Source organism: Caulobacter sp. GW821-FHT09B08, from assembly GCF_059418225.1.
The window spans coordinates 176,612-201,182 of record NZ_JBWKPL010000005.1; the positions used below are offsets into that span (position 1 = coordinate 176,612).

Annotated in this window: 22 protein-coding genes and 2 tRNA genes; 12 read left to right on the forward strand and 12 right to left on the reverse strand. The window is 69.4% G+C overall.

Annotation, left to right across the window (positions count from 1 at the left end):
* Positions 1-69 precede the first annotated feature (69 nt).
* The 5 genes from AC07OA_RS15880 to AC07OA_RS15900 form a co-directional block, all read right to left on the reverse strand.
* On the reverse strand, positions 70-1,881 hold the full coding sequence (locus tag AC07OA_RS15880; RefSeq protein WP_494664787.1) for an aminopeptidase P family protein: 1,812 nt from the start codon (positions 1,879-1,881) through the stop codon (positions 70-72).
* A gap of 43 nt (positions 1,882-1,924) precedes the next feature.
* Positions 1,925-2,353, reverse strand: coding sequence for a hypothetical protein (locus tag AC07OA_RS15885; protein WP_494664788.1), 429 nt, complete (start codon positions 2,351-2,353; stop codon positions 1,925-1,927).
* 69 nt (positions 2,354-2,422) lie between these two features.
* A complete protein-coding gene (locus AC07OA_RS15890) occupies positions 2,423-3,289 on the reverse strand; it encodes a 50S ribosomal protein L11 methyltransferase (protein ID WP_494664789.1) in 867 nt (288 codons plus the stop codon).
* A gap of 17 nt (positions 3,290-3,306) precedes the next feature.
* Complete coding sequence (locus AC07OA_RS15895; RefSeq protein WP_494664790.1) at positions 3,307-4,767, reverse strand: O-antigen ligase family protein; 1,461 nt, start codon at positions 4,765-4,767, stop codon at positions 3,307-3,309.
* A gap of 104 nt (positions 4,768-4,871) precedes the next feature.
* Entirely contained in the window at positions 4,872-5,360 is a 489-nt protein-coding gene (locus AC07OA_RS15900; RefSeq protein WP_494664791.1) for a hypothetical protein, read from the reverse strand.
* 147 nt (positions 5,361-5,507) lie between these two features.
* Between AC07OA_RS15900 and AC07OA_RS15905 the strand changes: the two genes are divergently transcribed.
* Entirely contained in the window at positions 5,508-6,671 is a 1,164-nt protein-coding gene (locus AC07OA_RS15905; protein WP_494664792.1) for a low temperature requirement protein A, read from the forward strand.
* Here the strand turns inward: AC07OA_RS15905 and pip are convergent.
* Positions 6,668-7,657, reverse strand: coding sequence for a prolyl aminopeptidase (gene pip / locus AC07OA_RS15910; RefSeq protein WP_494664793.1), 990 nt, complete (start codon positions 7,655-7,657; stop codon positions 6,668-6,670). The two genes, AC07OA_RS15905 and pip, sit on opposite strands and share 4 nt — an antisense overlap.
* Positions 7,658-7,774: 117 nt before the next feature.
* Between pip and AC07OA_RS15915 the strand changes: the two genes are divergently transcribed.
* Positions 7,775-8,041, forward strand: a complete 267-nt coding sequence (locus AC07OA_RS15915) for a low temperature requirement protein A (protein WP_494664794.1) — start codon at positions 7,775-7,777, stop codon at positions 8,039-8,041.
* On the opposite strand, the gene AC07OA_RS15920 is transcribed toward AC07OA_RS15915, so the two are convergent.
* The gene (locus AC07OA_RS15920; protein WP_494664795.1) at positions 8,038-9,021 is read right to left on the reverse strand and encodes an alpha/beta fold hydrolase; all 984 of its coding nucleotides are present in this window, start codon (positions 9,019-9,021) and stop codon (positions 8,038-8,040) included. The genes AC07OA_RS15915 and AC07OA_RS15920 overlap by 4 nt on opposite strands.
* A 128-nt stretch (positions 9,022-9,149) precedes the next feature.
* On the opposite strand from AC07OA_RS15920, the gene AC07OA_RS15925 reads away from it, so the two are divergent.
* Positions 9,150-10,373: a multidrug effflux MFS transporter gene (locus tag AC07OA_RS15925; RefSeq protein WP_494664796.1), complete on the forward strand. Its 1,224-nt coding sequence runs from the start codon at positions 9,150-9,152 to the stop codon at positions 10,371-10,373.
* Here AC07OA_RS15925 and AC07OA_RS15930 read toward each other — a convergent pair.
* From AC07OA_RS15930 to rlmB, 4 genes are all read right to left on the reverse strand, one after another.
* Positions 10,370-10,747 (reverse strand): DUF423 domain-containing protein, encoded by a 378-nt coding sequence (locus AC07OA_RS15930; protein ID WP_494664797.1) that lies wholly within the window; start codon positions 10,745-10,747, stop codon positions 10,370-10,372. The two genes, AC07OA_RS15925 and AC07OA_RS15930, sit on opposite strands and share 4 nt — an antisense overlap.
* Positions 10,748-11,485 (reverse strand): TerC family protein, encoded by a 738-nt coding sequence (locus AC07OA_RS15935; protein WP_494664798.1) that lies wholly within the window; start codon positions 11,483-11,485, stop codon positions 10,748-10,750.
* A gap of 42 nt (positions 11,486-11,527) precedes the next feature.
* The gene (gene stpX / locus AC07OA_RS15940) at positions 11,528-13,336 is read right to left on the reverse strand and encodes a stalk-specific protein StpX (RefSeq protein WP_494664799.1); all 1,809 of its coding nucleotides are present in this window, start codon (positions 13,334-13,336) and stop codon (positions 11,528-11,530) included.
* A 106-nt stretch (positions 13,337-13,442) separates the two neighbouring features.
* Positions 13,443-14,279 (reverse strand): 23S rRNA (guanosine(2251)-2'-O)-methyltransferase RlmB, encoded by an 837-nt coding sequence (gene rlmB / locus AC07OA_RS15945; RefSeq protein WP_494664986.1) that lies wholly within the window; start codon positions 14,277-14,279, stop codon positions 13,443-13,445.
* Between the two features lie 171 nt (positions 14,280-14,450).
* Between rlmB and AC07OA_RS15950 the strand changes: the two genes are divergently transcribed.
* The 4 genes from AC07OA_RS15950 (at position 14,451) to AC07OA_RS15965 (ending at position 16,243) form a co-directional block, all read left to right on the forward strand.
* Positions 14,451-14,536 (forward strand) — tRNA-Tyr (locus AC07OA_RS15950).
* A 74-nt stretch (positions 14,537-14,610) separates the two neighbouring features.
* A tRNA-Gly gene (locus AC07OA_RS15955) sits at positions 14,611-14,684 on the forward strand.
* 55 nt (positions 14,685-14,739) lie between these two features.
* On the forward strand, positions 14,740-15,930 hold the full coding sequence (tuf, locus tag AC07OA_RS15960) for an elongation factor Tu (RefSeq protein ID WP_494664800.1): 1,191 nt from the start codon (positions 14,740-14,742) through the stop codon (positions 15,928-15,930).
* Positions 15,931-16,102: 172 nt separating this feature from the next.
* Positions 16,103-16,243, forward strand: a complete 141-nt coding sequence (locus tag AC07OA_RS15965) for a hypothetical protein (RefSeq protein WP_494664801.1) — start codon at positions 16,103-16,105, stop codon at positions 16,241-16,243.
* A 6-nt stretch (positions 16,244-16,249) separates the two neighbouring features.
* On the opposite strand, the gene AC07OA_RS15970 is transcribed toward AC07OA_RS15965, so the two are convergent.
* Positions 16,250-17,914 (reverse strand): FAD-dependent oxidoreductase, encoded by a 1,665-nt coding sequence (locus AC07OA_RS15970; protein WP_494664802.1) that lies wholly within the window; start codon positions 17,912-17,914, stop codon positions 16,250-16,252.
* A 132-nt stretch (positions 17,915-18,046) separates the two neighbouring features.
* Here AC07OA_RS15970 and fdhD point away from each other — a divergent pair, with 132 nt between their 5' ends.
* The 5 genes from fdhD (at position 18,047) to AC07OA_RS15995 (ending at position 24,523) form a co-directional block, all read left to right on the forward strand.
* On the forward strand, positions 18,047-18,862 hold the full coding sequence (fdhD, locus tag AC07OA_RS15975) for a formate dehydrogenase accessory sulfurtransferase FdhD (protein ID WP_494664803.1): 816 nt from the start codon (positions 18,047-18,049) through the stop codon (positions 18,860-18,862).
* Complete coding sequence (locus AC07OA_RS15980) at positions 18,863-21,172, forward strand: FdhF/YdeP family oxidoreductase (protein WP_494664804.1); 2,310 nt, start codon at positions 18,863-18,865, stop codon at positions 21,170-21,172.
* A gap of 77 nt (positions 21,173-21,249) precedes the next feature.
* Positions 21,250-22,428, forward strand: coding sequence for a GNAT family N-acetyltransferase (locus AC07OA_RS15985; RefSeq protein WP_494664805.1), 1,179 nt, complete (start codon positions 21,250-21,252; stop codon positions 22,426-22,428).
* A 123-nt stretch (positions 22,429-22,551) separates the two neighbouring features.
* Complete coding sequence (locus AC07OA_RS15990) at positions 22,552-23,397, forward strand: GIN domain-containing protein (protein ID WP_494664806.1); 846 nt, start codon at positions 22,552-22,554, stop codon at positions 23,395-23,397.
* 121 nt (positions 23,398-23,518) lie between these two features.
* Positions 23,519-24,523 carry a glycoside hydrolase family 43 gene (locus AC07OA_RS15995; RefSeq protein ID WP_494664807.1) on the forward strand — a complete coding sequence of 335 codons (1,005 nt, stop codon included), beginning with the start codon at positions 23,519-23,521 and terminating at the stop codon, positions 24,521-24,523.
* Positions 24,524-24,571 lie beyond the last annotated feature (48 nt).

Below are 24,571 nucleotides of genomic sequence, written 5' to 3' on the forward strand. Positions count from 1 at the left end.
GCTCCGCCCCCTATGGGGGCGGACAGGCGACGTAGTCGCCAGGTGGGGGCAAGTCGTGAGCTACCGCCCCTAGAGCGGCGCGCACACCTCTTCAAGCCAGGCGCGGACCTCGCCCTCGACCAGCGGGCCGATCTCTTTCACCACCCGCGCATGATACGCGTCGAACTGGGCGATTTCCTCGGCCGACAGCAGGCTCTTGTCGACCAGGCGGCGGTCGATCGGGGCCAGGGTCAGGGCGTGGAAGCGGTGCATCGGGCGGTCGCCCGTGCCGACGGCTTCGGCCGGCATCACCACCTCAAGGTTCTCGATGCGGATGCCGTATTCGCCGTCCTTGTAGTAGCCCGGCTCGTTGGAGACGATCATGCCCGGCTGCAGGGCGATGGTGTTCGGGGCCTTGCTGATCCGCTGCGGACCCTCGTGGACGCCCAGATAGACCCCGACGCCGTGGCCGGTGCCGTGGTCGTAGTCGAGGCCATGGCTCCACAGGGCCGCGCGGGCGAAGGCGTCGATGGCCGAGCCGGTGGTGCCGGCCGGGAAGCGCAGGCGGGCGATGGCCAGGTGACCCTTCAGCACCAGGGTGTTGCGGGTGACCATCTCGGCGGTCGGCTCGCCGATGGCGACCGTGCGGGTGACGTCGGTGGTGCCGTCCAGGTACTGGCCGCCGCTGTCGACCAGCAGCAGCGAGCCCTTCGCCGCGCGCTCGTTGCTGCGCTCGGTCGGGCGGTAGTGGGGCAGGGCGCCGTGGCCGTTGGCCGCGCCGATGGTGTCGAAGCTGAGGTCCTTGAGCACGCCCGTCGCCTCGCGGAAGGCCTCCAGCTTGGCCACGGCCTCCTTCTCGTCCGGCGGATTGACCTGGCCGTCGGTGGCCAGCCAGTGCAGGAAGCGGGTCAGGGCCGCGCCGTCGCGCTTGTGGGCCTCGACGGTGCCGGCGATCTCGACGGCGTTCTTGCAGGCGCGGGGCAGGGTGCAGGGGTCCATGGCGCGGACCACCGAGGCGCCGGCGCCGACCAGGGTGTCGAAGTACCAGGCCGAGGATTGGGCCGGGTCGACCACGACCTTCAGGCCCGACAGATCGCCCAGGGCGCCTTCCAGGGCGTCGGGGGTTTCCAGCGAGACCTGGTTGCCCAGCCACGCGGGCAGGTCGTCGGTGACCTTGGCAGGATCCAGGAACAGGCGGGCCGTGCCGTCGGCGCGGACGATGGCCTGGGACAGGGGCAGGGGCGAGCGGATCACGTCGCCGCCGCGGATGTTGAACAGCCAGGCGATCGAGGCCGGGGCGGTGATCACCGCCGCCTCGCCGCCCAGGGCCGCGACGGCCGAGCCGACGCGGGCGCGCTTCGAAGCTGATTCCTCGCCGGCGTATTTCACCGGCTGGGGCACGACCGGCGCGGCGGGCTGGGCGGGACGCTCGGCGCCCCAGGCTTCGTCCAGAGGATTGACGGCCACGGCCTTGAGACTGGCGCCGGCCTTGGCGGCGGCGGCCTTCAGGCCGTCCAGCGCCTGCGGGCTGTGCAGGCGAGCGTCGTAGCCGATCACCGCGCCCTTGGAGGCGGTCTCCAGATAGGCCGGCACGCCGCCTTCGACGAGGTCGCGGATTTCGAACACGCCCTGGTCGACCTGCTCGCGCACCTGCAGGGTGTAGCGGCCGTCGACGAACACGGCGGCGCGGTCCTTGAGGATCACGCCGGCGCCGGCCGAGCCGGTGAAGCCGCTGGCCCAGGCCAGGCGGTCGTTGGCGGCGGGCAGGTACTCGTTCTGGTGCTCGTCCTCGTGCGGCACGAGGAAGCCGTCCAGGCCCTGGCGCGCCATCGCGGCGCGGATCAGGGGAACGTGACGGGGGCCGAAGCCGGGATCGGTGGATTCATCGAAGGTCTGGCGCATGACCTTCGATGTAGTCCCACCCCGCTTTCCTGGAAAGAGGGGCTTAGTTCACCGGCTGGGTTTGGACGTTGGGATCGGCCGACGGGGCGATCATGTCGTCGCGCGAGGCCTCGGCCCGGTCGGCGGCGTCGTGCGCGGCCTGGGCGGCGTTGGCGGCCGTGGCCTCGGTCGAGCGGCGGGCGCTGTCGGCGGCGGCGCTGGCGTCGCGCGCGGCCTGCTGGGCGACGATGGTGGCCTGGGCGGCCCCGGTCTGGGCGCCTTCGATCACGCCGACGGCGCGGCCCTGTTCCTGGGCCTGGGCGATCATCTGGTCTTGGCTCGGCGTGCGCGCCCCGACGCTCAGCATGAAGGCCACCGCGACCATGGCCACGATGGCCACGGCCCCGGCCACGAACCACCCGGTCGCGCCGCCTTCGCGGCGGACCACCACCTGACGCGGCGGCAGCGGGGCGTTGGGGTCGATATAGGTCATGACGTTGCTCCTGGAGGCAGAGTGTCCCGCCGGGAGAAACGTGGAGGAGGCGAGGGGTGTTCCCCCGCCCTACGGCCGCTGCAGAACCAGCGCCGCCCAGGCGTCGCGGTGGATGCGGTTGACCACCTTGAAGCCGCGCGAGACGTAGGCGGCCTTGACCATCCGCTCTTGGGTGCGCAGCAGGCCCGATAGAATGACCGTGCCGCCGGGGACCAGGGCGTTCTTGATGTCCTGGGCCAGGCTGATCAGCGGGCGGGCCAGGATGTTGGCGAACACCAGGTCGTAGGGGGCGTTGTCGGCGACCAGGCGATTGGACAGGCCCGAGGCGTGGACGAACCGGGCGTTGGCGCGGTTGACCTTGGCGTTCTCGCGCGAGATGCGCACGCTGGGCTTGTCGATGTCGGTGCCCACGGCGATCTTCGAGCCGGTGCGGGCGGCGGCGATGGCCAGCAGGCCGGTGCCGGCGCCGACGTCCAGAACCTTGTTGAACTTCTTGGCCTTGATCAGCTTGTCGTAGGCCATCAGGCAGCCGACGGTGGTGCCGTGGTGGCCGGTGCCGAAGGCCGCGCCGGCCTCGATGCGCAGGTTGACCGTGCTGGCCGGCAGGCGGCCGCGATCATGCATGCCGTAGACGAAGAAGCGGCCCGCGCGCACCGGCGGCAGGCCCGACAGCGCCATGGCCAGCCAGTCGGCGTCGGCCAACTGCTCGCGCAGGACCTTCAGCGGATAGCCGGCCAGCAGCTCCAGCAGGCCCGCGTCCTCCTCGTCGGTGGTCGGGAAGGCGTCGATGCGCCAGATGCCCTTGTCCTCGTCCTCTTCCAGGATCGAGTAGGTCGCGCCTTCGAGGCCGGGGTGGTTGTCGATGGCGTCGGCGGCGGCTTCGGCGTCGGCGCGCGCGCCGCGGGCGACGATCTGCTGGGGCGTATAGTCGGTCATGCCGCTCCAGTAGCCGCCTAGGCGACGAAAGGCGAGACCGCGCGCTTGCCAAATGTGGGGGCGGGACGCTGACCGAAGGTCGCGGGGCGGGCGGCGACGGGCGCGGTGGCGCGGGCCACCGCCACCGGAACCCGGCCCGGCGCCGGCGTCTGGATCTCGAACATCGGTCCGGCGGGGGCCAGGCTCCAGGTCAGGGGCTCGGGCGCGAACAGGGGACGGCTGGGAGCTTTCTCAGTCTGGGCCTCTTGTCGCCAGACCGGTCCCAGCAGGCGGGTCACCGCCGCGCAGGCCAGGGCCCAGGCGATGCCGTTGCGCTCCAGGATGAAGCTCTCGGAGAAGGTGGTCATCAGGAAGATGGCCAGGAAGATCGTGGCCCAGTAGCCGTCCTCGACCTTGCGGAAGCGGACCAGCGAGACCAGCAGCGCGCCGCCCAGCACCAGGGCGCACAGCCCCACGCCGATCCAGCCCAGCTGGGCCAGGATGTCCAGCCAGCCGTTGTGGGCGGTGGGCACGTCCCAACCGGTCTCCTTGCGGATCCACATGGCCGGCACGGAGTCGAGCTTCCAGAACACCGCGTAGCCGTAACCGGTCAGCGGGTGCTTGGCCGACTGGCGCAGCAGAGCGGCCCAGATGTCGGTGCGGCCGGTCAGGGACGGGTCCTTGCCCAGGGCCTTGAACAGCAGCTCGGGGGCCAGCCACATGACCATGGCGGCGGTCACCGCGACGGTTACGCCCAGCCAGACCACGATCACCGCCGTGGCCGGGCCGCGCCGCATGATCGCCAGCATCATGGAGCCACCCAGGCCGATCATCAGCGCCAGCAGCGAGGTCTTGGACTTGCTCATCACCATCATGGCCGCGCACAGCAGGATGGTGGCGATCATCAGCTTGCGCTTGGTTGAGCCGGCCAGGATCGCGGCCATGGCGGCCAGGGCGCCGTAGACCATCATCGCGCCCATCTGGTTCTTCTCGTACCAGAGGCCGCGCCAGTCGCCGGCGTTGATGTCGTGCTGCACGCCCATCTTGGGATAGGCGACCGCGGCCAGCAGGCCGCCGGCCGCCAGCAGCAGGAAGGTGACGGCGATGATCTCGGCCATCCGCTTGCCGTCGAAGCTGGAGGCGAAATAAAGGCCGAACAGGGTGGTGAAGGCCGCCGCCAGGGCGCGGCGATTGGTGGTGCCGGGATCGGCCGACCACGAGGCCGAGGCGAACACCCAGAAGATCATCAGGCTCAGCATCACCGCCGGGAACCAGAACCGCGTCACGCGCGGGGCGCGCCACACCGCCAGGGCCAGGATCAGGGCATAGACCGGCAGCCACATCAGCCGCAGCAGCGGCATGTCCTCGCCGCCGGCCTGCAGCGGGTCGACTAGCGGGCCGATCAGGGCGTTGGACAGCATGAACAGCACGAAGCCGCAGGCCAGGGCTTCCAGCTTGCGCGGGAGGCTGTCGGGCGTGTCTTGCGGCTGTGCGTCCAAAAGTCCGGTCCAAAGCTTGGCGCGAAATGGAACACGCGCCGGGGGTTGGACCGGTTGGCTGCAAGCGTGGGGCCGATGGGATGGTTCGTTTCGGCGCGCCGAGATCAGTAGGAGGCGGCCGCCAGGGCGACGGGCGCGGCGGCCACGACCGGCGCTTCGGGAGCCGCGGGCGCTCGCGGCGCGTCTTCCGGCAGGCGGACGTCGAGGATGTCGCCGTGGGTGGAGGGCCAGGCGCGGTCTTCGGGTTCGGCCATGGCCACCCTCTGGACGACGGCCGGGGCGGGGGCGGGCGGGGGCTCCTCCCAGGTCGCGGGCGTGTATTCGGGGACCTCGTACGAGGCCACCACGACCGGCGGCTGGTAGGACTGGGCCTTCAGGAAGTCGGTGCCGATCACGTAGTCGGGCAGCTTGCCGGTGGGCCAGGCGATCTGTTCGACTTGCTCGTTCGAAGCGTCGGGGACGAACTCCGCATAGGCCTCGGGCGCGGTCTGGGAGCCGGTCTTCAGGATCAAGCCGCCGGTCATGCCTATCGCCAGGGCGACGGCGGCGCCGATCAGGGCCGAGCGATGGGGGAGGAGATCCTGGGCGTCCATGACAAGCAAAGCGCGCCGGACGACAAAACGTTCGATCCGGTGCGCCCGGGCGCTTTCCTTCGTCGCGTGACAAGCGCCAAAACCGGCCTCCACTTTCGGCTGTCACACTCTAGGCTGTCGACTCGCTGACCTCGGGGGACGACCGCCATGAAACGCCAGATGCTTCGCGAGCGCGCCGAGGGCGGCCATGCGCGGGTGACCTATGTCGAGCTGTTCTTCGACCTGGTGTTCGTGTTCGCGGTCACCCAGCTGTCGCACGGGCTGATGGCCCATCCCAGCCTGCTGGGCCTGGCCGAGACGGGCCTGTTGCTGATGGCCGTCTGGTGGGCCTGGATCTACACGGCCTGGGTGACCAACTGGCTGGACCCCGAGCGGCCGCCGGTGCGGATCATGCTGTTCGTGGTGATGCTGGTGGGCATGGTCCTGACCATGTCGATCCCGCAGGCGTTCGGCGAGCGGGGCCTGATCTTCGCCGTGGCCTTCGTGACCATCCAGCTGGGCCGCAGCCTGTTCACCCTGTGGGCCCTGCGCGACGACCCGTTCCAGCGGCTGAATTTCACCCGGATCAGCGCCTGGCTGGCGGTGTCGGGCGTGCTGTGGATTTCAGGCGGTTTCGCGGAAGGACACGCTCGCCTGGCGCTATGGGCGGCGGCCATCGGGGTGGAATATGTTTCGCCGGCCATGGGCTTCTGGACGCCGGGCCTGGGCCGTACCCGCGCCGAGGAGTGGGACGTGGAGGGCGGTCACCTGGCCGAGCGCTGCGCCCTGTTCACGATCATCGCCCTGGGCGAGTCGATCCTCGTGATGGGCGCCACGACGGCGGGCCTGGCCTGGACGCCGGGCGTGATCGCCGCCTTCGTCGCCTCGTTCGCCGGCAGCCTGGCCATGTGGTGGATCTATTTCTCGTTCACCGCCGAAGCGGCCAGCGAGGCGATCAGCCACGCCAAGGACCCCGGCCGCGTGGCGCGCGTGGCCTATACCTATACGCACCTGCTGCCGATCGCCGGGATCATCGTCACCGCCGTGGCCGACGAGTGGACCATCCATCATCCGCTGGGTCACACCGATACGAAGACCGCCGCCGCCCTGATCGGCGGGCCCTTCCTGTTCCTGCTGGGCGGACTGCTGTTCAAGAAGGCGGTGTTCCGCATCTGGGCCCCGGCCCAGGTCGTCGGGCTGCTGGCCCTGGCGCTCCTGGTTCCGGCCAGCATGCTGCTGAACCCCCTGGTTCTCTCGATCGCCACGACGGTGATCCTGCTGGGCGTGTCGATCCGCGAAGGGCTGGTGCATCGCGCCAGGGCGCGACCTTAAGTCCTGAACGCCGCGTCCGTCGCGCGCACCAGGCCGTCGATGACGCCCGGCTCGGTCGAGGCGTGGCCGGCGTCCCAGACGATCTCCAGCTTGCACTCCGGCCAGGCCTTGTGCAGGGCCCAGGCGCTGTCGAGAGGGGTGACCACGTCGAAGCGGCCCTGGACGATCCAGGCCGGGATGTGCCGGATCTTGTCGATGTTCTTCAGGATCCAGCCGTCCTCGTCGAAGAAGCCGCCGTTCATGAAGAAGTGGCACTCGATCCGGGCGAAGGCGATGGCGAAGTCTTCTTCGTTGAATTTCGGAGGACGCGCTTCGGGACCGCGAAGCGAGATGGTGTCGCCCTCCCACTGGCTCCAGGCGTTGGCGGCCTGGGCCTGGATGCGACGGTCGGGATGGGTCAGGCGGCGGTGGTAGGCGGCCATCAGGTCGCCGCGCTCCTCCACCGGGATCGGGGCCAGGAACCGCTCCCAGGCGTCGGGAAACAGCATCGCCGCGCCGTCCTGGTAGAACCAGCGCAGCTCCTTCTGGGTCAGCAGGAAGATGCCGCGCAGGACCAGGCCCTCGACGCGGTCGGGGTGGGCGATGGCGTAGGCCAGGGCCAGGGTCGAGCCCCACGAGCCGCCGAATACGGTCCATTTCTCGACGCCCAGATGCACGCGCAGCCGCTCGATGTCGGCGATCAGGCTCCAGGTGGTGTTGTCTTCCAGGCTGGCGTTCGGGCGCGAGCGGCCGCAGCCGCGCTGGTCGAACAGCGTCATGCGCCATTTGCTGGGGTCGAAGAACCGCCGCATGGTGGGATTGACCGCCCCGCCCGGGCCGCCGTGCAGAATCACCGCCGGCTTGCCGCGCGGCGCCCCGCATTCCTCGTAATAGATCTCGTGCGGCCCGTTGGTGTGCAGCCAGCCGAACGAGAACGGTTCGATGTCCCGGAACAGGCCGCGACGGCCTGCGGAGGACATGGCGAAGGCGGAGACGTTGCGATCCATGCGCCAACCCTAAACCCGTTTCGGGGCGGGAGGGAACGGCTTGGGGGCGGGCGGCGGGTCACCTAGCGTCGTTGCGATCCTCGCAACCCGCGCGGCTTTTCCGTATTCTCCCGAGTCATGAACAACCCCGAAGACTTCAGCGACGAAGAGCTGCTGGCCATGCTCACGCCGCGCCAACTGGCCGAGCTGGACCGCGCCATCGCCGAGATGATGGGCCCGGAAGGCCTGGACAAGGTGATCTCGCTGCAGGTGATGGCCCAGGTCTACACCGTGCGGGCGGCCGAGCGCGACGAGACCTCGGCCCTGGCCATGCTGCAGATGGCCGCCGCGATGCGGCGCCGGGCCGAGATACTGGCGGCCGACAAGCCCCGGCTCGAATCCTAGTTCGGGAAGCGCCGGCCCAGCCAGTCGATCAGGACGGCGTTGACCTCGTCGGGCCGCTCCTGCTGGGTCCAGTGGCCGCTGCCCTCGATCAGCACCTTTTCCAGGTCCGAGATTTGATCGGGCATGCGGTCGGCCAGGGACGGCGGCAGGACCACGTCCAGCTCGGCCATGATCATCAGGCAAGGTACGCCGTCGATGCGGGCGGGCAGGTGTTCGGCCCGTTCCCAGTTGCGCACGAAGTTGCGGTACCAGTTGATGCCGCCGGTGAAGCCGGTGCGCTCGAACGCCTCCACGAAGGTCTTCAGCTCTTCGGGCGCTAGCAGCTGGGTGGCGTCGTCGGCGACGTCGTAGCGGGCCAGGCCGTCCTGCAGGGCCAGCGAGCGCCGCTCGCCCGGCGCGGCTGTGAAGGCCGCCTGGATGGCGCTGGGCCGGCGCATGAAATAGCGCATGGTCTTCTCGACATCGGCCCCCAGTTGGGCGTCGGCGACGCCGGGCTTCTGGAAGTGGACGATGTACATGTCCTCGCCGAACGCGTTGCGAAACGCGGTGATCGGGTCGACGGGCAGGCGGGGCAGGAAGGGCGTGTTGACGCCCACCACCCCGGCCGTGCGCTTGGGGTGCATCAGCGGCATCTGCCACACCACGATGCCGCCCCAGTCATGGCCGCAGAACACCGCCTTCTCCACGCCCAGGTGATCCAGCAGCCCGACCAGGTCGCCGGTCAGGTGCTCCATGTCGTAGTCCTCGACCGCCTCGGGACGGTCGGTCAGGCCATAGCCGCGCTGGTCGGGCACGATCACCCAGCGCCCGGCCGCCGCCAGGGCCGCGATCTGCCAGCGCCAGGAATAGGAGAACTCGGGAAAGCCGTGGCACAGCACGATGGGCACGCCCGTCTTTGGGCCGGCCTCGTAATAGGCCATGCGGATCCCGTTGATCTGGGCGAACTGGGGCTCGGGCATCGGGGGGGCGAGCTGGCTCATGGCGTTTCCTGCTTATATTATTGGTGATCACCTTGAAGGCGCGCGGCGGGCCCGGCAAGGGGCGGCCTGACGGGGATTCGGACGGTCAAGGACTTACCCCTGCGGAAAACAAGCGTAAAAGCGCGGCCATGACCGATACGACCCAGCCCGTACCCGCCGTCATCCCCTGGCGGCTTGTCCTCATGCTGGGGGCGCTGACCGCCTTCGCCCCGATGTCGATCGACATGTACCTGTCCAGCATGCCCGACATCGGCCGCCAGCTGCACGCGGGGGCCGACGACGTCCAGGCCACCCTGGCGGCGTTCTTCGCGGGTATGGCCATCGGCCAGTTCCTGTACGGCCCGGCGTCGGACCGGTTCGGCCGGCGCGGGCCGCTGCTGCTGGGCATCGGCATCTATGTGATCGCATCGGTGGTCTGCGCCATGGCCCCGACCATCGAGGTGCTGATCGCCGCCCGGTTCGTCCAGGCCCTGGGGGGCTGCGCCGGTGCGGTGATCGCCCGCGCCGTGGCCCGCGACCGCTTCAACCACGCCGACACCGCCCGCGTGCTGTCGCTGATGACCCTGATCATGGGCCTGGCCCCGGTGCTGGCGCCGCAGCTGGGCGGGGCGATCCAGTTCCTGGCCGGCTGGCGCGGGGTGTTCTGGACCCTGGTGGCGTTCGGCCTGCTGATCGGCCTGTGGATCGCCCTGGCCCTGACGGAGTCGCGCTCGGAAGCCACGGCCGCCCAGGCGCGCTCGGAAAACCCGTTCAAGGCCTATGTCGCCCTGCTGAGCCAGAAGCGCCTGGTCGGCTACGGCCTGGCCGGCGGGCTGAACGGCGCGACCCTGTTCACCTACATCTCGACCTCGCCGGACCTGGTGATGGGCACCTACGGCCACACGCCGCTGGTCTTCAACATCGTCTTCGCCTTCAACGCCGTGGGCATCATCGGGGCCAGCCAGGTCAACCGGCTGCTGCTGCGCCGCCTGACGCCAGATCAGGTGCTGGTCCGCGCCAGCGTCGCCTCGATCGTCGCCGCCGTGCTGCTGGTCGTCGCCGCTTGGAGCGGACTGGGCGGGGAGTTCACGGTGCTGCCGCTGCTGTTCGCGGCCCTGGCCAGCTACGGCCTGATGGCGGGCAACACCATGGCTGGGGCGTTGAGCATCGATCCCCGGCGGGCCGGTTCAATCTCGGCCCTGATGGGCGGGGTTTCGTTCGCGGCGGGGGCGCTGGCTTCCTGGATCGGCGGCGTCCTGCACGACGGCACGCCCAAGCCGGTGGCGGCGGTGATGTTCGCCTGCCTGTTCGGGTCCAGCCTGGCGATCTTCGGCCTGGCGGTCCCCAAGGGGCTGCGCAAGGCCGCGGCCTAGGCCTTTTCGTCGGCGAGCGTGCCCGCGCGCCAGGCCAGCAGCAGCCAGCCGGCCAGGAAGCACAGCCCGCCGAACGGCGTGACCATGCCCAGGACGCGCGGCGCGCCGAAGGCCAGGGCGTAGAGCGAGCCGGAGAACAGCAGGGTTCCGACCAGGAACAGGGCGGGGGTCGCGACGCCCGTCTTGGCGCCAGCCTTACGCACGGCCAGCCAGCCGAACACCGCCAGGGCGTGGGTCATCTGGTAGAGGCTGCCGGTATGCAGCAGTTCGGCGGCGCGGGCGTCCTTGGCGCCGTGGGCGGCGAAGGCGCCGAAGGCCACGGCCAGGAAGCTGCTGAGCGCGGCCAGGCGAACGACGAGCGCCGTGGACTTCATCTATTTGTGCTTCCGGTGGGCGGCCAGCTCTTCCTGGGTGATGTCCAGGAACGAGGGAGCCGCGGCGTTGTAGGCCTCGGTCTTGTGCAGGTCGATGACCACGCTGCGGTGGCCTTCCCAGACCATGTGCAGCGCCACGTAGAACACGATGGCCAGGCCCACGAAGCCGATCCAGCGGTGCTTGTGCAGCAGGTTGGCGATGGCGGTGGCGGCCACGCCCATCAGGATGATCGAAAGCAGCAGGCCGAATACCAGGATGGCGGGGTGCTCGCGGGCCGCGCCGGCCACGGCCAGCACGTTGTCCAGCGACATCGAGACGTCGGCGATCAGCACCTGCAGGAAGGCCTGCTTGAAGCTCTTGGCCGGCTTGGCGGCCGGTTCGGGGCAGGTGCCGTCCAGGGTCGACTGGGCGGTTTCCTGGTCGTGGGTGATCTGCTCGCGCAGCTCGCGCCACATCTTCCAGCACACCCACAGCAGCAGTACGCCGCCGGCTAGCAAGAGGCCGATGACGCCCAGCAGCCAGGTGGTGATCAGGGCGAAGCTGATGCGCAGCACCACGGCCGCGCCCAGGCCGTAGAGGATGACCTTCTTGCGGTCCTTGGCCGGCAGGCCGCCGGCCGCCAGGCCCACGGCCACCGCATTGTCCCCCGCCAGGACGAGGTCGATCATCAGGACGGAGAGGAAGGCCGCGAACGGACCGTTCAGCCCGCCCGCCTGGGCTATGAGCGCGTCAAACATGAGGCCTCAATGCGTCAGGCGGGACGGTCTGGCAAGCACGCCTTAGTGGGCGTGCTCGAGTTCCTTGTGGGTGGCGGGGTGAGCGTCGTGCCCATGGTCGTCGTGATGACCGGCTTCGGCGTGGCCGTGGTCATCGTGGCCGTGTCCATGATCGTCGTGCCCATGGTCGTCGTGACCGTGCCCATGGTCGTCGTGGTGATCGGCGGCGTGGGTCTCGGCGTGATCGTGACCGCTGATCGGCAGGGCCTCGGCCGCCGCCACCGGAGCGGCATGGTGGTCGTCGTGCACGGCGTGAACCGCGACGGCCTCGGCGCCGGCCACCGGGGCGGCGTGATGATCGTCGTGGCCGTGGTCGGCGTGCCCATGGTCGTCATGGCCGTGGCCGTGATCGTCGTGATGATCGGCCGCGTGGGTTTCGGCATGACCATGGTCGTCGTGGCCATGTCCGTGGTCGTCATGGTGACCGTGGTCGTCGTGATGGCTGACCGCCGTGGCCACCGCCGCGCCGGCCAGGGCGCCGCCCGCGGCCGCGACCATCGGGTTGACGTAGTTGACCTCGGCCGTCTTCGGCGGCGCATCGAACTCCATCTCGTTGCGGCCGTAGTCGGTGAGGGTGCGGAACTTGCGGCGACGCTCGGCCTTGGCCTTGGAGGCGGCGGCGTTGCGCGAGATGGCCACCAGGATCAGCAGGGCCAGCAGCACCAGGGCGCCGCCCAGGAGCGACTTGCCCGGCACCTTGCCCACGCCCGGCAGGTCGACGGTCTCGTACTTGCCCAGGCTGGGCATGCTGAAGCCCTTGGTCTTTTCCTTCACCGCTTCCTGGATCGGCGCGATCCGTTTGGCGATGGAGCCCAGGGTGAAGCCCTGCACGGGCTTGGAGCCATCCAACTGGACGCCGAACTCGGTCTTCAGCTGGCCCTTGGCGGCCGGGGTCGGCTTGACCTGCCAGGCGAAGGTGGCGGGTTCGCCGTCCTTGACCACGGCGGTCTGGCGACCGTTCGGGGTGATCTCGTAGCCCTCGCCCTGCAGGTCGGCATAGGCGCTGGTCTTCTTGGCCGCCTTGGTCAGACCCAGCTTGGCGGCTTCCTTCTTGATCAGGTCGCCGAGCGTGGCGGGCAGAGACAGGGTGACCTGGCCCTCCTTGCCTTCGGCCAGGCTGGCCGCCGGGGCCAGGACGGCGCCCTTGGTGGCTTCCGGCGCGACGGCGGCTTGCAGCTTCTGCAGCTTGGTCAGCGGCTTGGCGGGCTCGGGCGTCTTGGCCGGAGCGACGACCGGAGCCTTGGCCACCGGCGCGGCCGGCTTGGGCGCGACGACGGGCTTCAGCGGGGCCGGGGCGGGCGCGACGGCGACCGGCTTCGGCGCCGGCTTGACCACCGGCGTCGGCGCGGGCTTGGCGGCCACGACAGGTTTCGGGGCGGGCTTGGCCGCCGGCTTGACGACCGGAGCGGGCGCCGGCGCGGCGTGGGCCCGGCGAGCCGGCGCGGAAACGGCGCGCGGCGCATAGCGGGCCGCGCGATGGGCCTTGGCGGTCGGATTGGGAATCGGCGCCATGGCGGTGACCAGGGTGCCGTCGGCGCGGCGCCAGGTCTTCAGGGCGGGATTGCCGCTGGCGACGGGGGTGGGCGCGGCGACCGGGGCCGGGCCGGCGGCGGGGCCGCCCAGCAGGCCGTCGGCTGGCGTGGCTTCCGCGGGCGGCGCCCCCATCAGCTCCGGCGTCGACGCCGCGCCCGAACCGGGCTCCAGCGTGGCGGGCGGCGCCGCGACGGGCTCACGCGCGCCGCAGCCGGCCAGCGCCAGAACGCCTACCGCGCAGCCGGCCAGAGCCGTCAAACGGATATTGGTATGCAACATCGGGTCCCCCGATCCCATGTTTGAACTCTCCGCGCAGCAACGCTCGCGGTCACGAGCGTTGAGAGAACCACGTCATCGCGACGAAATCAAAACGGTTAAGAGAGATTCACGAACCGATTTCTTCCCTGGGGCGAACTTTCGACGCTTCGTACAGCGCGACCGCCGCCGCGGCGGACACATTCAGGCTCTCAAAGCCCCCTGGCATGGCAATTTTTCCCATGGCGTCGCAGTGCTCGGCGACCAGCCGGCGCACGCCTTCGCCTTCCGATCCCAGCACCAGGACGGTGGGGCGGCCGTCCAGAACCTGGTCCAGGGTCTCCTCGGCCTCGCCGGCCAGGCCCACGGCCCGCCAGCCCAGGTCGGCCAGTTCCTCCAGGGCGCGGGAAAGATTGACCACGCGCGCGTACGCGATCTTGTCCACCGCCCCGACGGCGGTCTTGGCCAGCACGCCGGTGAGGGCGGGGGCGTGGCGGTCCTGCAGGATCACGCCCTTGGCGCCGAAGGCGGCGGCCGAGCGGAAGATCGCGCCGATGTTCTGCGGGTCGGTGATCTGGTCCAGCATCACCAGCAGCCCCTCGGCGGGCGAGCCCAGGTCGTGGACGCTCAGGGGCTCGGGTTCGTCGATCTTCAGCGCGATCCCCTGGTGCACGGCGCCGGCGGGCAGCTGACGGGCGATCTCGGCGCCTTCCAGGATCTGCAGGAAGGGCGCCTTGGCCAGATTCGGCGCGAGTCGCTTGGCCCGGTCCGGGGTGGCCAGAAGGCGTTTCGGAACGGGTCTGGCGGGGTTGGAAAGCGCCGCTTCGACGGCGTGAGTCCCCCAAATCCAGTCCTTGGCGTCCCCTTGGCCCTTCGAAAACTTGTTGTTTTCCCGTGGCTTGGAACGAAAATCACGTCCAGGCGAAGAAGGCCGTTTCCGGTCGTTGCGTTCGGAATGAGAGGACACTATAAGACGCGCTCCGATTTGGGGCCCCGAGGGTTTCCACGAACCGGGGCGGCGCTGCTCTAGCACCGTCTCACAGGTTTCGAGGAAGCTTTTGTTCCTTTTTCGTGACGGGCGGTTCTCCGCCGGTTTCGAGGATGGAAAGGCCGCTTTGAAGGAACTCTGTCGCGCGCTGGGGGAATGTCCCGAGTGGCAAAGGGGGGGGACTGTAAATCCCCTGGCGTACGCCTTCGTAGGTTCGAGTCCTACTTCCCCCACCACGCGCGACGAGAGCTCCGACGAGGCTTGGTCCCCAGAGCCAGAGACCGGGAGCCGACGCGACCCCGCTAGCTAGGCGGGTATAGCACAGTGGTAGTGCAGCAGCCTTCCAAGCTGAGGATGCGGGTTCGATTCCCGCTACCCGCTCCAGCTCCCCTTTTAGACTGAACCCTGAAACAAACCCGCCGGCGCGAAGGTAGAGACGATGGCCAAGGAAAAGTTCGAACGTAATAAGCCGCACTGCAACATCGGCACGATCGGTCACGTTGACCACGGCAAGACGACGTTGACGGCCGCGATCACCATCATCCTGGCCAAGTCGGGTGGTGCGACGGCGAAGAACTACGCCGACATCGACGCCGCGCCGGAAGAAAAGGCCCGCGGCATCACGATCAACACCGCGCACGTGGAATACGAGACGGCCAACCGTCACTACGCCCACGTCGACTGCCCCGGCCACGCCGACTACGTGAAGAACATGATCACCGGCGCGGCCCAGATGGACGGCGCGATCTTGGTCGTGTCGGCCGCCGACGGCCCGATGCCCCAGACCCGCGAGCACATCCTGCTGGCCCGTCAGGTCGGCGTGCCGGCCCTGGTCGTCTACATGAACAAGGTCGACCTGGTCGACGACGCCGAGCTGCTCGAGCTGGTCGAGATGGAAGTGCGCGAACTGCTGAGCTCGTACGAGTTCCCGGGCGACGACATTCCGATCACCAAGGGTTCGGCCAAGGTGGCCATCGACGGCGGCGATCCGGTGATCGGCGAGCAGTCGATCCTGGAACTGATGACCACGGTCGACGCCTACATCCCGCAGCCGGCCCGTCCGGTCGACCAACCCTTCCTGATGCCGGTCGAAGACGTGTTCTCGATCTCGGGCCGCGGCACCGTGGTGACCGGTCGTATCGAAAAGGGCATCGTCAAGGTCGGCGAAGAAGTCGAGATCGTCGGCATCCGCGCCCCGCAGAAGACCACCTGCACCGGCGTCGAGATGTTCCGCAAGCTGCTGGACCAAGGTCAAGCCGGCGACAACGTGGGCGTGCTGCTGCGCGGCACCAAGCGCGAAGACGTCGAGCGCGGCCAGGTGCTGTGCAAGCCGGGTTCGATCACCCCGCACACCAAGTTCGCGGCCGAGGCCTACATCCTGACCAAGGAAGAAGGCGGTCGTCACACCCCGTTCTTCACCAACTATCGCCCGCAGTTCTACTTCCGCACCACGGACGTGACCGGGATCATCAAGCTGCGCGAAGGCGTGGAAATGATCATGCCGGGCGACAACGCCGAGCTGGACATCGAGCTGATCACCCCGATCGCCATGGACCAAGGCCTGCGCTTCGCCATCCGCGAAGGCGGCCGGACCGTCGGTTCGGGCGTCGTGTCCAAGATCATCGAGTAGTCGATCGATCCCAGCGACAGCTGACCTAAGCGAAGGCCCCGAGGGAAACCTCGGGGCCTTTTGCTTTGGGGGCTGGGCGCTCTCGCCTAGGTCGGCCTATAATCGTGGCGGACCGGGAGACACGCTGATGGCGAGCGACGGAAGACCGAGAAACATATTCCAGGGACTGCCCATGGAGGATTTGGTCGGCGGTCCGCTGATCACGGCCCCTGCGGCCCAGGCCGCCGCCGCCAAGGCCGCGGCGGAGTTCGTCGAGAAGGCGAGTTCGAAGCCGCCGGCCGATCCCACGCCGGAAGAGGACGCCGAGGGCTAGACGCCGTCAGGCCGTCGTCACCGGCTCGGCCAGATAGGCGTGGATCGCCGCCACCACCTGGGCGCCTTCGCCGACCGCCGCCGCCACCCGCTTGACCGAACCGGCCCGCACGTCGCCGATGGCGAAGACGCCGTGGCGGCTGGTCTGCAGGGTGGGGGTGCCGGGCGCCAGGTCCGCGCCGGTGCGCACGAAGCCGTGGTTGTCCAGCTCGACCCGGCATTGGCTCAGCCATGCGGTGTTGGGCGCGGCGCCGATGAAGAGGAAGAGATGGCTGATATCGCAGCGGTCTTCCTCGCCGGTGTCCAGATCGCGGAAGCGCACCGCGCTCAGCTGGCCGTCCTCGCCCTCCAGCGCGAAGATTTCGTTGCGCACGACGACCTCGATATTGGGCAGGCTCTCGATGCGCTCGATCAGGTAGCGCGACATGGTGGCGGCCAGGCTCTTGCCGCGCACCACCAGCCAGACCTTCTCCACCTGGCTGGCCAGATAGACCGCCGCCTGGCCCGCCGAATTGCCGGCCCCGACCAGGGCCACCTGCTGGCCCGCGCACAGCTTGGCCTCCAGGGGCGAGGCCCAGTAGTGGACGCTGACGCCTTCGAATTCGTCGAGATTGGTGATGTCCAGCCGCCGGTAGCGGGCGCCGCTGGCGATCACCACGGTCTTGGCCTGGGTGGTCTCGCCGCTGGTCAGGGTGAGGTGGTAGCCCAGCTCGTCGCCGCCCCGCAGATCCTGCAGGCATTCCAGATTGGCCACTTCGTCGGGGATGGCCAGATTGGCCCCGAACTTCTGGGCCTGGTTATAGGCCCGCGCCATCAGGGCCATGCCCGACACGCCGGTGGGGAAACCCAGATAGTTCTCGATCCGCGCCGAGGCCCCGGCCTGGCCGCCGAACGCCCGGGTGTCGAGCACCAGCACCGACAGGCCCTCCGAGGCGGCATAGACGGCCGTCGCCAGGCCTGCCGGCCCGGCCCCGACCACGGCCACGTCGAACACCTTGTCTGGATCCATCTTGCCGACCATGCCGATGCAGCGGGCCAGCTCCTGGTTCGACGGATGGCGCAGCAGCTGGCCGCCGGGGCACAGCACGATCGGCAAGGCGGCCTCGTCGACCGAGAACCGCTCGATCAGCACCTTGGCGCAGTCGACCTGGTCGGGATCCAGGTGCTGATAGGGATGGCCGTTGCGGCTCAGAAAGCCCGACAGGCGGATGACCTCGCCGTCGCCGGTCCGGCCGATGATGATCGGGCCGCCGGCGCCCGTTTCCAGAAGCCCGACCCGGCGCAGGATCAGGGCCCGCATGATCCGCTCGCCCAGCTCGGCCTCGGCGATCAGCACGGCGCGCAGGCGGTCGGGCTTGATGCGCAGCACTTCCAGGTCGGTCAGGGCCTGGACGTCGACCAGCGACGGGCGGCCCGACAACTGGGCCAGCTCGCCGATGAAATGGCCGGCCTCGTGCTCGACGATGACGTGGCTCTCGTCGTGGGCGTCGCGCCGACTGATGCGGGCCTTGCCCTCCAGCACCACCATCAGACCGGGCGAGACCTCGCCGGCCTGGGCCAGCACGGCGCCGGCCTGGGCGTGGGCGATGTCGCCGAACCGGCGGAGGCGGTCGATCTCCTCGGCGGTCAGCCGGGGGAACATCTGTTCGCGTCGAGTGTCGATGATGGCCATGCATGTAGAGTGCGTCAGGACCGTCTCCAGGTCATCCGCCCGGCGCGTCGGAATTTGAATGTTCCTGCTGTCTTGAGCGGCGCCGTGGCTTGGGTGTTGGAGAACGGGGCGGGCAGGGGCTAGACTCCGGCCATGTCGTACCCCGCCGCCCGTAGCCGCGCCGCCACCCAGTGGCGGGTCGGAGGCGAAAGCCAGGCCGTCCTGCGCGCCAACCCCGACGAGACGGCCGTGGGCCTGTCGTTCGACGGCCGTCCCCACACCGTGCTGATGGCCTCGCTCACCGATCCTACCGATCTGGCCGTTGGCTTCACCATCACCGAAGGCGTGGCGACCCACGCCGACATCCTTGAGGTCGTCGTCACGGCCACGGACCTGGGCATCCTGGCCGACGTCAGGCTGCGGCCCGGCGCGATCCAGCGCAAGGCGCGGCCGCGCACCCTGGAGGGGCGGTCCAGTTGCGGGCTGTGCGGCGTGCAGCGCCTGGCCGACGCCGTGCGGCCGCTGCCCGTGGTCGGCCCTGGCGTGCGCGTCTCCCACCAGGCGGTGCAGAGGGCCGTCGATAGTCTGGGCGAGGCCCAGGCCCTGGGGCGACTGACGCGCGCCACCCACGCGGCCGCCTTCTTCGACGTGGCCGGCGGGCTGACGACGATCCGCGAGGACGTCGGCCGCCACAACGCCCTGGACAAGCTGGCCGGCGCCATGGCCCAGGCCGGCCAGGACGCCCAGGCCGGCTTCGTGGTGGTCACCAGCCGCTGCTCGTTCGAGATGGTCGAGAAGACCGTGCGCATGGGCGGGGCGATCCTGGTGGCCGTCTCGGCCCCCACGGACCTGGCCATCCGCCGGGCCGAGGAGTCCGGCCTGACCCTGGTGGCCCTGGCCCGCGCCGACGGCCACACCGTCTTCACCGGCGCCGAGCGCCTGTTCGCCGAAGTTCCGGAGTTCGCGTAAATGCCTAAAGGCAATAACGAGGGCGACAAGCCCAACACGGGCATCCCAGGCATCCATCGCTATGACAACGCCGCCGGCGGCTGGGGCGCGCTGAAGGCGGTGGCCGGAGCCCTGGCCGACCAGGCCACGGTGATCGAGGGCGGCAAGACCCTGATGCGCGCCAACCAGCCCGAGGGCTTCGACTGCCCTGGCTGCGCCTGGCCCGATCCCAAGCACACCTCCTCGTTCGAGTTCTGCGAGAACGGCGCCAAGGCCGTGGCCTGGGAGGCCACCTCCAAGCGCGCCACGCCCGAGGTCTTCGCCGCCCACTCCGTGACCGAACTCCTGACCTGGAGCGACCACGCCCTGGAGGACCTGGGCCGGCTGACCCATCCGATGGCCTATGACAAGGCCAGCGACCGCTATCTGCCCATCGCCTGGGACGAGGCCTTCGTTCGCACGGCCGACGCGCTGCGGGCGATGGAGCATCCCAACCAGGCGGAGTTCTACGCCTCGGGTCGGGCGTCCAACGAGGCGGCCTTCCTGTTCCAGCTGCTGGGCCGCCGGGTGGGGACCAACAATTTCCCCGACTGCTCCAACATGTGCCACGAGCCGACCAGCGTCGGCCTGCCGGACCAGCTGGGCGTGGGCAAGGGCTCGGTCAGCCTGGACGACTTCGAACACGCCGACCTGATCCTGTGCTTCGGCCACAACCCCGGCACCAACCATCCCCGGATGATGGCCACTTTGCGCGAGGCTTCGCGGCGGGGCGCGACGATCCTGGCCTTCAATCCGCTGAAGGAGCGGGCGCTGGAGAAGTTCGCCTCGCCCCAGGACCCGGTCGAGATGGCGACCCTGACCTCGACCCCCATCGCCTCGGCCTATTATCAACTGACCGTCGGCGGCGACGCCCTGGCGGTGCAGGGTATGATGAAGGCGGTCCTGGCCCTGGACGCCGAGAGCCAGGGCACGGTTCTGGACCGGGCCTTCATCGCGGAACACACCCAGGGCTTCGAGGCGGTGAAGGCCGTGGTCGAGGACCTGACCTGGGAGGAGATCGAGGCGGGCTCGGGCCTGACCCGCGCCCAGATCGAGCAGGCGGCGCGGACCTATGCCGGCGCCAAGGCCACGATCCTCTGCTACGGCATGGGCCTGACCCAGCACCGGTCCTCGTCCAGCACCGTGCAGCAGCTGGTCAATCTGTTGCTGCTGAAGGGCAATATCGGCCGACCGGGGGCGGGGATCTGTCCGCTGCGGGGCCACTCCAACGTCCAGGGCGACCGCACGGTCGGGATTTGGGAGAAGCCCTCGGCGGCCTTCCTGGACGCGATGGATAACGTCTTCGCCTTCAAGTCGCCGCGCGAGCACGGCCACACGGTGGTCGAGACCATCGCTGCCATGGAGGCGGACGAGACCAAGGTCTTCGTCGGCCTGGGCGGCAATTTCGCCGTGGCCGCGCCCGATCCGGTGCGGACCTTCGCGGCGATCAAGAAGGCGGGCCTGACGGTCCATGTCGCCACCAAGCTGAACCGCACGCACCTGCTGCATGGCGCAGAGAGCCTGCTGCTTCCGTGCCTGGGCCGTACCGAGATAGACGTCCAGGCGTCGGGTCGCCAGGCGGTGACGGTCGAGGACTCCATGTCGATGGTCCACGCCTCGCGCGGGCTGAACGCCCCGGCCTCGGACCAGCTGAAGTCGGAGCCTGCGATCATCGCGGGGATCGGGGCTGCGCTGTTCGGACCGGACGATATCGTCGACTGGCCGGGCCTGGCCGGCGACTACGACAGGATCCGCGACCTGATCGAGGCCGTCTTTCCTCAGGCCTTCGCCAACTATAACGAGCGGGTGCGCCAGCCGGGCGGCTTCCGCCTGCCGCTGCCCCACGCCGAGCGGGTGTGGAAGACGCCCAGCGGCAAGGCCCAGTTCCTGGTCCATCGTCACGACGGCCAGGACGCCCGGCGCGGCGACGCCGAGGTCATGCTGCTGACCACCCTGCGCAGCCACGACCAGTACAACACCACTATCTACGGCCAGAACGACCGCTATCGCGGGGTGTTCGGCCGCCGCGACGTGGTCTTCGCCCATCCGGACGACATCGCCGCGCGGGGCCTGAAGGCGGGGGATCTCATCGATCTGGCCGCCGCCTTCGACGACAGCGGCAAGCGCGCGGTGCGCGGCTTCACCCTGGTGGCCCGCGAGATCCCGCGCGGCTGCCTGGCGGCCTACTATCCCGAGACCAACGTGCTGATCGCGCTGGAGGATCACGACCGTCGCAGCGGCACGCCGGCCTACAAGTCCGCGCCGGTGCGACTTATGGCCCATGCGGGCTGAAAACGCGCCGCCCCTTTACGCTTTGGTCGAGGCCCTTGGTCTAGGGTTGCGCGAACCCTAGGGGAGAGGATCCGGTCGTGAACGCGCGGATCGACATCGAGATCGTCAAGGTCGCCGCGTTGGGCGAGGCCGAGCGCGCGCTCTGGTCGGCCCTGCGCGCGGCCCATCCGCATCTGGGCAGCCCCTATTTCGACCTGCGCTACGTCGAGGTGGCCGAACGCGTGGCGCCTGGGGGCGGGGTGGCGATGATCCGGCGCGGCGGGCGTGTCGTCGGCTTCCTGCCGTTCCAGCGGCGCGGCGGGGCCTTGCAGCCGCTAGGCGCGCCGATGAGCGATTTCCACGGCCTGATCGCGGACCCGGCCGAGGCGCTGGACCTGGGGCAGGTGGTCGAGGCCCTTGGCGGGCGACGACTGCGGGTGAGCGGCCTGGTCGGCGCGCCGGCGCGGCCGGGGCTGAACGTCCGTCCCGCCATGGCCGCGGACCTGTCCAACGGTTTCGAAGCCTACCAGGCCGGACGGGCGGCGGCCTTTCTCAAGGACAAGCGCCGTCGGCGGCGGGCCCTGGAGCGCGACCATGGCGCGGTGCGGTTCGACTTCGACCGGCCCTCGCCGGCCTTGCTGGAGCGGGTGATCGCCGAGAAGCGCGCCCAGATCCGCCGCACCTATCAGCACGACATCTTCGCCTGCGGCTGGACCGCCCAGTTGCTCCGCGACCTGGACGCCATAGCCGATCCCGATTTTGGCCTGCGCCTGGCCGTGTTGCGGGCGGGCGAGGTCGTCGTCGCCGCCGAGCTTGGCTTGACGGGCGGGGGGCGGCATCACCTGTGGTTCCCGATCTACGACCCGGCCTATGCCCGCTATTCGCCCGGCGGCCTGATGACCTTGGAAACCCTGCGGGTCTGCGCCGAGCGCGGGATCGCCCGCGTGGACTTCGGTCCCGGCGAGGAAGCCTACAAGGAGGATTTCGCCGATCCGGCCGAACCGACCCTGGAAGGCCTGATCATGCCGCGCGTGCCGCTGGTCGCGCGGGCGGCGGCATTGCCGGGCGGTCGCCGGATCGCCGCCGTCGGCACGCGGCTGAGCCGCCGTTTCGACCGCATCGCCGCCTGCGAGCCCAGCGTGGCGGGTCAGATCAAGGGGGCTTCGTCCTTGGTCGCAGACCTCGGCGTCCGCCACCGGCGTCTCGGCGCCAAGGTCGGCGCGGGGATGGGGCTGGGCTTGAGCCTGGGTCTTGGCCTGGCGCTTCTCGCGGACTAGACCGCCGGTCGCCAAGATTGCGGCCCGATCATGACAAGCGGGTCATGACCTCGAATTAAGTCGTTTCTCGATATGGGCGCGGCTAGCTTTCCCTCAACAACGCTTTCGTTCGAGGGAACACCGATGCGCGCTCTTCTGCTTCTGGCCACCGCCGCCGCCGCCTCCATGGCTTTCGCCGGCGCGGCCTCCGCCGCCGAACCGTCCGTCAAGATCAAGGACGCCGTCGCCCGCGTGGTGGTCATCCCCGAAGCCCGCGGCGACGTGAAGGTCGAGTTCCTGACCACCAACCAGAGCCTGCCGCTGAACATCCGCCAGAACGGTTCGACCACGGTGATCGACGGCGGGCTGAAGCTCAACCGCATCAACGGCTGCAACACAGTGATGGGCAAGACCGTGGTCCATGTGCGCGGGGTGGGCGACGTGAAGTGGGACGACATCCCGCAGATCGTGGTCCGCACGCCGATGAACGCCGAGGTCGCCGCCGGCGGCGCGGTGTTCGGCAGTGTGGGCCGCACCGAGAGCCTGGAACTGGCCAACGCCGGCTGCGGCGATTGGACGGTGGCCAACGTCAAGGGCAAGTTCGAACTGAGCCAGGCCGGCTCGGGCGACACCCTGGCCGGCAGCGCCGGCTCGGCCGAGATCAACATCGCCGGTTCGGGCGACGTGAAGACCCAGGAGATCGGCGGCGATCTGGAGATCAACATCGCCGGCTCGGGCGGCGTCACCGCCGCCAGCGTCAACGGCAAGCTGGAAGCCAACATCGCCGGCTCGGGCGACGTGACCATCTCGGGCGGCCGTTCGCGCTCGGTCGATGTCAGCATCATGGGCTCGGGCGACGTGACGTTCGACGGCGAGGCCCAGGACGTCGAGGTGTCGGTGGCCGGTTCGGGCGACGTCCGCATCGCCAAGGCCACGGGCAATGTCCAGAAGTCGGTGGCCGGCTCGGGCGACGTGACCATCGGCCGTTAGTCGGCTTCTTCCCGGTCGCCATCTCGGCCGTTATCGAGATGGCGACATGTGGGACTATATCTCACTTTGTGAAAACAACCCGCGCGACTAGACTGCCGCCCTGTTCATAAGGGGAGGCGGCATGGTCGCGCGGGTTCTGGTGTTGATCGGCGCCCTGGCGCTGCCCCTGGCCGCTCAGGCGGCGGCGCCCAAGCCGCTGTACCGCGATCCCGTCACCGACGGCGCGGCCGACGTCTCAATCGTCTTCGACAAGGCCCATGGCGAATGGGCGATGTTCTACACCAACCGCCGCGCCACGGTGACGGCGCCCGACCCCAAGGACGTGGCCTGGGTCCACGCCACGCCGATCGGCGTGGCGACCTCCAAGGACGGCTTGGCGTGGTCCTACAAGGGCGTGGCCGACATCCCGGCCGCCTGTACTGGCCAGACCCTGTGGGCGCCGGAGCTCTATGCCGAGGGCGGCGTCTATCACATGTGGCTGACGGTGGTGCCGGGCGTCTTCCACCGCTGGGGCGAGAAGGGGGCCACCGCGCGGATCGTCCACCTGACCAGCAAGGACCTGAAGGCCTGGACCTGCGGCGACGCCCTGGACCTGGGCTCGGATCGGGTGATCGACGCCAGCGTGGTCAAGATCGGCGACCGCTATCGCCTCTGGTACAAGGACGAGCGCAAGGGCAGCCGGATCATGGCGGTGGAAAGCACCGACCTCGTCCACTGGACGCCGCTGGACGACAAGCCCGTGGTCGACATGGCCGCCGAGGGGCCCAAGGTGTTTCGCTGGAAAGGCGCGTGGTGGATGATCGCCGACGCCTGGAAGGGCCTGATCGTCCTGCGCTCGGACGACGCCCGGTCCTGGACCCTGCAGCCGACGCGTCTTCTCGAGCAGCCGGGCAAGGCCCAGACGGACACCGCCAAGGGGCAGCATCCCGACGTGGTGGTCAGCGGGGGCAGGGCGTTCCTCTACTACTTCGTCCACCAGGGAAACGAGCCCCAGGCCGCCGCCGATCCGTATTGGTGGCAGCGTACAGCCGTGCAGGTGGCCGAGTTGAAGGAAGAGGGCGGGGTGATCAGCGTCGATCGCGAGGCCCCGGTGGAGCAAGGCCTGGTTCCACCCGGTGGTCGGTGAACCACGCTCACGCTACGTAAATATAAAGTGAAACGCCCCGGAGCCTGA

Excerpts from the sequence above, each read along its gene's own strand:
- AC07OA_RS15880 (WP_494664787.1), bottom strand. The coding sequence starts at position 1,881 with ATGCGCCAGACCTTCGATGAATCCACCGATCCCGGCTTCGGCCCCCGT.
- AC07OA_RS15885 (WP_494664788.1), bottom strand. The coding sequence starts at position 2,353 with ATGACCTATATCGACCCCAACGCCCCGCTGCCGCCGCGTCAGGTGGTG.
- AC07OA_RS15890 (WP_494664789.1), bottom strand. The coding sequence starts at position 3,289 with ATGACCGACTATACGCCCCAGCAGATCGTCGCCCGCGGCGCGCGCGCC.
- AC07OA_RS15900 (WP_494664791.1), bottom strand. The coding sequence starts at position 5,360 with ATGGACGCCCAGGATCTCCTCCCCCATCGCTCGGCCCTGATCGGCGCC.
- AC07OA_RS15905 (WP_494664792.1), top strand. The coding sequence starts at position 5,508 with ATGAAACGCCAGATGCTTCGCGAGCGCGCCGAGGGCGGCCATGCGCGG.
- pip (WP_494664793.1), bottom strand. The coding sequence starts at position 7,657 with ATGGATCGCAACGTCTCCGCCTTCGCCATGTCCTCCGCAGGCCGTCGC.
- AC07OA_RS15915 (WP_494664794.1), top strand. The coding sequence starts at position 7,775 with ATGAACAACCCCGAAGACTTCAGCGACGAAGAGCTGCTGGCCATGCTC.
- AC07OA_RS15920 (WP_494664795.1), bottom strand. The coding sequence starts at position 9,021 with ATGAGCCAGCTCGCCCCCCCGATGCCCGAGCCCCAGTTCGCCCAGATC.
- AC07OA_RS15925 (WP_494664796.1), top strand. The coding sequence starts at position 9,150 with ATGACCGATACGACCCAGCCCGTACCCGCCGTCATCCCCTGGCGGCTT.
- AC07OA_RS15930 (WP_494664797.1), bottom strand. The coding sequence starts at position 10,747 with ATGAAGTCCACGGCGCTCGTCGTTCGCCTGGCCGCGCTCAGCAGCTTC.
- AC07OA_RS15935 (WP_494664798.1), bottom strand. The coding sequence starts at position 11,485 with ATGTTTGACGCGCTCATAGCCCAGGCGGGCGGGCTGAACGGTCCGTTC.
- stpX (WP_494664799.1), bottom strand. The coding sequence starts at position 13,336 with ATGTTGCATACCAATATCCGTTTGACGGCTCTGGCCGGCTGCGCGGTA.
- tuf (WP_494664800.1), top strand. The coding sequence starts at position 14,740 with ATGGCCAAGGAAAAGTTCGAACGTAATAAGCCGCACTGCAACATCGGC.
- AC07OA_RS15965 (WP_494664801.1), top strand. The coding sequence starts at position 16,103 with ATGGAGGATTTGGTCGGCGGTCCGCTGATCACGGCCCCTGCGGCCCAG.
- AC07OA_RS15970 (WP_494664802.1), bottom strand. The coding sequence starts at position 17,914 with ATGGCCATCATCGACACTCGACGCGAACAGATGTTCCCCCGGCTGACC.
- fdhD (WP_494664803.1), top strand. The coding sequence starts at position 18,047 with ATGTCGTACCCCGCCGCCCGTAGCCGCGCCGCCACCCAGTGGCGGGTC.
- AC07OA_RS15980 (WP_494664804.1), top strand. The coding sequence starts at position 18,863 with ATGCCTAAAGGCAATAACGAGGGCGACAAGCCCAACACGGGCATCCCA.
- AC07OA_RS15990 (WP_494664806.1), top strand. The coding sequence starts at position 22,552 with ATGCGCGCTCTTCTGCTTCTGGCCACCGCCGCCGCCGCCTCCATGGCT.
- AC07OA_RS15995 (WP_494664807.1), top strand. The coding sequence starts at position 23,519 with ATGGTCGCGCGGGTTCTGGTGTTGATCGGCGCCCTGGCGCTGCCCCTG.